At 64.4% G+C, this 6,543-nt stretch carries 7 protein-coding genes; 1 reads left to right on the top strand and 6 read right to left on the bottom strand.

Annotated features, from left to right (window positions below; all coding sequences use genetic code 11):
- The 5 genes from NTZ26_13555 to NTZ26_13535 form a co-directional block, all read right to left on the bottom strand.
- Positions 1-348, bottom strand: a 348-nt coding sequence (locus NTZ26_13555; GenBank protein MCX6561527.1) for a hypothetical protein, incomplete at its 3' end; no start/stop codon positions are given.
- On the bottom strand, positions 320-1,282 hold the full coding sequence (locus NTZ26_13550) for a glycosyltransferase family 2 protein (protein ID MCX6561526.1): 963 nt from the start codon (positions 1,280-1,282) through the stop codon (positions 320-322). The genes NTZ26_13555 and NTZ26_13550, both read right to left, overlap by 29 nt.
- 49 nt (positions 1,283-1,331) lie before the next feature.
- Complete coding sequence (locus NTZ26_13545; protein ID MCX6561525.1) at positions 1,332-3,413, bottom strand: hypothetical protein; 2,082 nt, start codon at positions 3,411-3,413, stop codon at positions 1,332-1,334.
- A 19-nt stretch (positions 3,414-3,432) separates the two neighbouring features.
- Positions 3,433-3,909 (bottom strand): NAD(P)H-dependent oxidoreductase, encoded by a 477-nt coding sequence (locus NTZ26_13540; GenBank protein MCX6561524.1) that lies wholly within the window; start codon positions 3,907-3,909, stop codon positions 3,433-3,435.
- A 101-nt stretch (positions 3,910-4,010) separates the two neighbouring features.
- Complete coding sequence (locus NTZ26_13535; protein ID MCX6561523.1) at positions 4,011-5,450, bottom strand: Gfo/Idh/MocA family oxidoreductase; 1,440 nt, start codon at positions 5,448-5,450, stop codon at positions 4,011-4,013.
- Positions 5,451-5,592: 142 nt separating this feature from the next.
- Here NTZ26_13535 and NTZ26_13530 point away from each other — a divergent pair, with 142 nt between their 5' ends.
- Positions 5,593-5,883 (top strand): hypothetical protein, encoded by a 291-nt coding sequence (locus NTZ26_13530; GenBank protein ID MCX6561522.1) that lies wholly within the window; start codon positions 5,593-5,595, stop codon positions 5,881-5,883.
- A gap of 100 nt (positions 5,884-5,983) precedes the next feature.
- Here the strand turns inward: NTZ26_13530 and NTZ26_13525 are convergent.
- Positions 5,984-6,543, bottom strand: a 560-nt coding sequence (locus tag NTZ26_13525) for a hypothetical protein (protein ID MCX6561521.1), incomplete at its 5' end; no start/stop codon positions are given.

Genomic DNA, 6,543 nt, shown 5'->3' with positions numbered 1-6,543 from the left:
CTTCGAGATGGCCGGATCGCGATGGTAGCGGCCGAAAAAAACGCCGTGGCCGATGCGGGAGAGATCCTGCCAAGCCATATCCCGGACAAAAGAAGCCCGGGGATCCGGGGCGAACCGCAAGTCATCCCTTGTCCCCCAGGGCTCGAGCAGCGTGTCGCAGTAATAAAAGCCGGCCCGGCGGAGCGGCGCGGCGTCCAGGCGCGGCGGAATCTTGGCCGTAAAATGACCCGTGACCCCATCGAGGCGGCCCAGCGCTTCGGGCTCGAAAGACGTCAGCTCGTAGGTCGGGACGCCGAAAGCCCGGGCGTCCCAGGGGGTTTCAATCCAGGGCTGGGGCGTCGAGTCCATCGCGGGTCGTCTCCCGAAGGATGTAAAGCGGTCGTTTTTTTGTTTCGTCGAAGGTTCGGATGAGGTAGATGCCGAGGATGCCCAGCAGAAAGATGATGATGCCGCCCAGGAAGAAGACCGAGACGATCAGGCTGGTCCAGCCTTGGACGGCGATCCCTTTCGCCAAGCGCATGAAGATCAGGAAGGCGCCGTAGAGAAAGGACAGCAGGGAAAGGCCGAATCCCAGCCGGACCGACAGCCGGAGGGGTTTGTCGGAGTAGGCGATGACCGCATCGCCCGCCAGCCGCAGGAGCTTGCGGTAGGAATAAGCGCTGCGGCCGTCCGCCCGTTCGTCGTGGACGACGTCCACGGCCGCGGCGGGGAAGCCCATCCACTCGACCAAGGCGGGGAAGAAGCGTAGCGTTTCCCGCATCCGGCGGTAGGCCTGAACGACCCGGGCCGAAACGATCCGGAAGTTCCCGACCCGGGCGTCGTACTTCATATGGGCCATGTAGGAGAAGGCCTTGGCGAAGAGGAACGAAGCGGCCCGGCGGGCCGGGCTGTGCTTGCGGCCGATCCGGCGGGCGACGACGACGTCGTAGCCCTCGAGGGCTTTGCGGTAGAGGGCCGGGATCTCCTCGGGCCGGTCCTGCAGATCGGCGTCCATGACGACGGCCCAGCGGCCCCGGCAGAGATCCAGCCCGGCGCTGATACCGTAATGTTGGCCGAAGTTGCGGCTGAATTGGGCGCCCAGAACGCGGGCGTCCGCGGCGGCCAGCTTCCGGATGACGTCCCAGGACCCGTCGCCGCCGCAGTCTTCTATCAGAATGATCTCGAAGTCGGGGGAGAGGGGCTCGAGGGCGGCCCGCAGCCGGGCGACCAGCTCCTCCAGGGAACTTTCGTTCCGGTAGACGGGAACGATGACGGAGATCAGCGGAGCGGGCAGGGTGTTCATCCGGGCCGTATTATAGCCAAAACAACGCTTTGACCCAAGCCGACACGGGTCAGGGCCGCCGTATATCGGCTCGGAAGACGGCGTAGCGGAAATTCCGGAAGACAGCGGTGAGCCGATAGGGCGGACAGTCAATGCGTTCGGGAAGCTCGTCTTTCCAAATCGCGGCGTCGTCGCGCCGCTTGACCATGACATGCGTGACCCCGTATTTGGCCAAAGTCGGCCCATGACCGGCCGGATCAGCCAAGAAGGCCTTGATATCGCTCCGCCGCTCGTCCAACTGGCCCGACTCCAGGTGATACGGCAGGTAGGCATGGGGAGTGCGGTCGAGGACGGCGCGGCGGTCGGCGAAGTAGGGGACATATGTGATCGATTCCCCGTAGAGGACGACCGCATCCGAGCCGGAGCTTTTTTCCAGAAAACGGCAAGCCTCGAGAAAGTCGGAGCGGAAGATCTTCGGATCGGGGTAGGCGGCTTTCATGGCCGCGAATTGGACGGTATTGGGGATGCTCAATAGGATCAAGACGGCTGGGACGACAAAACGTGCCGCTCCGCGCGCCCGGCCGCCCAGGTCGATCGCCTTCCCGGCCGCCGCGGCCAGGAGGATCAAGGCGGACAGCTTATAAATATCGACGACGATCCAGGGCCGCGGCGTCAACCCCAGGCGAGGCGAGGCCCAGAAAAAGAGGACGATCCCGGCCAGGAAGACGGCGCCCAGGAACGTCGTCACGGCGTCTTCGCGGCGGAATCGGAAGGTCCTCCGCAGGAGGGACGGAAGTCCGAGAAGCGAGGCCCCGAATCCTCCGGCGAAGAAGACGGCCAAACCCGCCAGCCCAGCCGCCAGGGAGAGGATCGTCAGGCCGTGGAGATGGGTCAGGTCGCGCCAGGTTTCGGCCAGCCGGGTCAGGCCGCTTTGGAAGAGCGGCGCCGAGACCCAGTCGTTGAAGGCGATCTGAGGACCGTAAGCGGGGCCGTGGATATTGTGGAGGCCCGCCAGCAGGAGGAGCGGCGCGGTCATCAGAGCGGTCGCCACGGCCAGCTTCAGGGGCGCGGTCTCCCGCCGAAAGACGAGATAAACAGCGGCGACGGCGGCCAGTCCCCCGAGCACCGGGACCGCAAATGTCATTTTATATCCCGTGATTACAGCCAGGAGGAATGCGGCGGCCAGCATCCAGCCGGCCCGGCGGCTCTCGAAATAGCGGTGCAGGGCGAAGGCCCCGGCGAAGAAGACGGCCAGCGCGGGCAGGATGGGGTTGATGCTGACCAGGTCGATGTAGTAGAACGAGAAGAACGTCTGGCCCCAAGCGTTGGCGCTGGGGGCCAGCAGGCCGGAGACCCAGCCGAAACCTCCGGTCCCGAAAACCGCTAGAAACGATCCCAACAAAGCCGCGTTCGTCGATCGGGCCCAACGGCGGATGAAGACGAAGGCCGAGAGCAGGAAAGCCGCGAAATAAAACGTGATCGTCATCCGATGGAAGAGGTCGGCCACGGAGAGGCCCAGATATTTATAGAACTCGGCGGCGAAGAGATTCATGTCGTAGTGGTAGCTGATCGGAAGGCCGGCGGCGAAGGGCATCTGAGGCGGCACGGCATGGCTCAGCTCGCGGGTCAGGGCGGTGCGGGTGAAGCCGTCGTAGAAGTGCATAAAATAGCGGACGGAGCCGTCGGCCAGGGTGATCCCGTTGCGGTAATTGTCGATCCACAGGGCGGCCAGCACCAGGAGCGCCAAGAGGCCGAAGAGAAGCCCCTGGCGGGTCACCCGGAAGCGGAAATCCGCGGCCTTCGGGGGGTGGGATATCAATCCCGATAGAACGAAGGCCGCGGCGGCGGCGAGCCCCGCCCAAAGGAGGATCGGTAAGCCCAGCAAGCCCGCGATTCTGGCCAAAAGGGTGGAGGCCGTGAAGCCCAGAGTCAGGACCAAGGCCAGCCGCTCGACCCGGTCTCCGTCCAGCCTGAGGAGGCGAACCAGGGCCAGGCCGGGCAGGAACACCCCCGCCAGCAGACCGGCCAGGAATTTCAGAGTATCGACGGCCGGGATCCCGAAGCGGCCGAACACTGCGACAAGCGCCAAGAGGCCGGCCCCGCAAAGGCCGAAATAAACGGCCGGGCCGGCTGGCCGGGGCTTCGTGTCCATGCCGCTTGGGTTCGCCGACTTAGGGGAAGAGCTTCAAGGTCAGCTTGGCCAGCCGCTGGCCGTACTTGGCGCAGCTTCGCGCGGCCCGGTCGTCGGGCTTGCCGACGGAGGCCGGGCCGTAATGGTCTCCCTGATGGTCCCCCTGGACGATCATGCCGTGGATGAGCAGGGCGCTCAGGATGTTCAGCACCGTCGTCTCGTTGCCCCCGGCCAAGTTGCCGGACGAGCAGAACGCGCCGCCCACCCGGCCCTTGAGCTTGCCGTGGTGCTTGACGCTCTCGTCCAGCAGCTTCTTGATCGGCCAGGCCATGGTGCCGTAGTAGACGGGCGAGCCGAGGATGATGCAGTCGTAGGCCAGGAGGTCGTCGGGCCCGACGTCCTGGACCTTCTTCAAATCGGCCGGCAGTCCGGCGGCGCCGAGAGCCTCGGCGACCCGGATGGCCATCTTTTCGGTGTTGCCGGTCTTCGAATAATAGCAGACAAGGGCTTTCGCCATGGGGTGCCTCCTGGGCGGTTATCTTACCAAAGAATCGGTGCTTCTCCCATCTTCGGGCGCTTCACAATCCCCGGAGATGGGAGAAGATCTCTATAAGCCCGTTAAACGATGATCCGGGTTTGCCCGCCCTTGTCCAGGTTGATGTCCATGTTGCGGCGGTTGGTTTTCCAGGCTCCGGCGGTGAAGTCGGGGATGTCGATGGAATTGGAGCGGTTCAGCACGGACCACTGGCTCAAGGGGACGATGGAGCTCCAGGCCGCGGCGTCGTAAACGTCCTGATCCAGAGGCAGGCCGTGGCGGAGGCAATCGATGAGCCGCCAATCCTCCATCAGATCGGTTCCGCCGTGACCCGCCCCGGTCTGGCGGGCCAGCTCGGCCAGCTGCAGGGTGATTTTCGGGGTATGTTTTTCCTCCAGGGCCTTGAACTCTTCCGGCGAGACCCAGGCATGGTTGCCCGCCGCGAGCCTCGGGGGCTGCGGATCGTAGAGGGCGGCGCCGCGGGTGCCGTAGATGCCGTGGATCAGGTTGTGGGGCGAGGGGGACGTGGCGTCGTGCTGGACCGTGATGGTCCGCCCCAGCGCCGTTCGGATCGTGGTGACGCTCATGTTGCCCCGGTAGTCCGTCTCCGCGAAGGGCTTGAAAAATTCGTCGCCGGCGGCGAGCTCGCGGGCTTTGGCCCGCATCATGAAGTCGCGGCTTTCGACGGCGACCAGGAACTCGAAGCGGTCCCCCCGGTTGATGTCCATGATGGTGCTGACCGGGCCCAGGCCGTGGGTGGGATAGAGGTTGCCCCGCCGCTTGGCGTACTGGCGCAGCCACCACATGTCCCAATACATGGTCTTGGAGAAGTTGTTCCCCATCTTGCTCGTGTTATAGGCGCAATCGCCGTGCACGACATCCCCGAAAAAGCCCTGCCGGGCCAGGTTGAGGGTCAGGAGCTGGAACGGCAGGTAGCAGTAGTTTTCCATCATCATCAGATGCCGCCTGGTCCGCTCGGCCGTTTCCACCAGCCGCCAGCACTCTTCGATGGTCCCCGCCGCGGGAACCTCGGAGGCCACGTGCTTGCCGTGGTCCATGGCGTAGACCGCCATCATGGCGTGCATATACCAGGGAGTGGTCAGAACGATCAGGTCGAGGTCCTCCCGCTGGCAGACTTTTTTCCAGTCTTCCGGGCCGGTATAGACGTCGGGCGCGTGAAGGGTCCCCTCGAGCTGTTTTTTCGCCGCCGCGGCCTTGTCCGGCCGAATGTCGCAGAGAGCCTTGATCTCGGTCCCCTCGACATGGGTCATGGTGATCATATGGGCCGGCCCGCGCTGGCCCAGGCCGATGATTCCGAGGCGGACTTTTTGAAGCGGCGGGGCCGCGAAACCCGACATGTTGAACCTTTGGACGCGCCCTCCGGCCAAGCGCCTCATGACGGCCGGAAGATCGTCGGGCCGGGCGGCAGGGTTGCCGGGCCAGCCGTGGAGGAAGCCCCGGCCGGCCAGGCCGAGGCCGCCGAGGCCGGAAAGACGGAGGTAATTGCGGCGGGTGAGCTTCATGGGATCGCCTCTCTATTGATGGAAACCTTTCTACTCGACCGGCATTTTACCATATCCGGGCGCCACTTCCCGCGCTTGGCGGAGGGCTTGCGCTTGTGACATAATGGCGCTTCGTTATAATACTCTACCGATTGGAGGAACCATGAAGAGGTGGAAAATCGGGGCGGCCGTTCTCGCCGCCGTCATCATCATCACATCCTGCACTCCAAACGTCGTCCCCAACGGCTACCAGCTCCTGGGCCGTCGCGAGGTCAATTTCGGCATCGACCGCGACTCGATCGATGTCGACCGCGCCGCGGGCCCCCTGCGCCAGTTGTTGATCACGGCCAAGGATCTGCCCGGCGAGGTCCGCAAAGTCCGCGAGGTCACGTTCCGCTACCGCAAGCTCAACAACGCCGTACGTCGGGCGGTCATCGAGCTCTGGGGAAAGTGACCCAAGGCGGCGGGAGCCGCCTTGGGTCATCCCGAGCCCGAATATTCTCTGGTCATCCCGAGTCCCGCCGCAGGCGGGGCGAGGGATCTCATCCCTTTAGCTATTTTGTCGGTATCGCCGCGAAGGTCAGCTCTTTCCCCGGAGCGACCGTCTGGAGAGCTTTCGAGGTGTAAACGAACTTCCCTATCGCCCCCTCTTTTTCGTTTGCCGTAAACGTTCGGAACGCCATCTCGCCTTTGAGCGCCCTTAGGGTCACGGCCCAGCCGGCGCCGTTCTTCTTCATCGTCGCCGTGCCGTAGGCGTAGCCGTTGGACCAGAACAACGTCCCCTCCCGGGCGTCCAGCGAAAGCGATTTCTCCACCCCCGAGTAGTGGAACCCCGTCAAGGCCAGGATCCCGGCCCAGCTGATCATCGCCCGCCCGTAGTGATGGCCGCATTCGGCTTCGTCGTAGGGGTTGCGCTTGTGGCCGTCGTAGCGGGCCCGGTTGTCGCCGATCGTGCGTAGGCCTTCCGCCGTCTTCCCCTCGTAGAGCATGCCGATGGCCGCCGTGTATTCGAACCCGGTCATGACCTCGGTGAAATAAGGGAAAGGATTGTCCGGCCTTCCGTCGGGGTACCCGGCCATAAGGAGCGCGGCCTCGTCGCCCAAGGCGAAGGTCC

It is taken from the genome of Candidatus Aminicenantes bacterium (assembly GCA_026393855.1).
In the GTDB taxonomy this organism is placed as follows: Bacteria; Acidobacteriota; Aminicenantia; order Aminicenantales; family UBA4085; genus UBA4085.
Note: the sequence above shows the minus strand (reverse complement) of the source record. Positions and strands in the feature narration are given on the sequence as shown.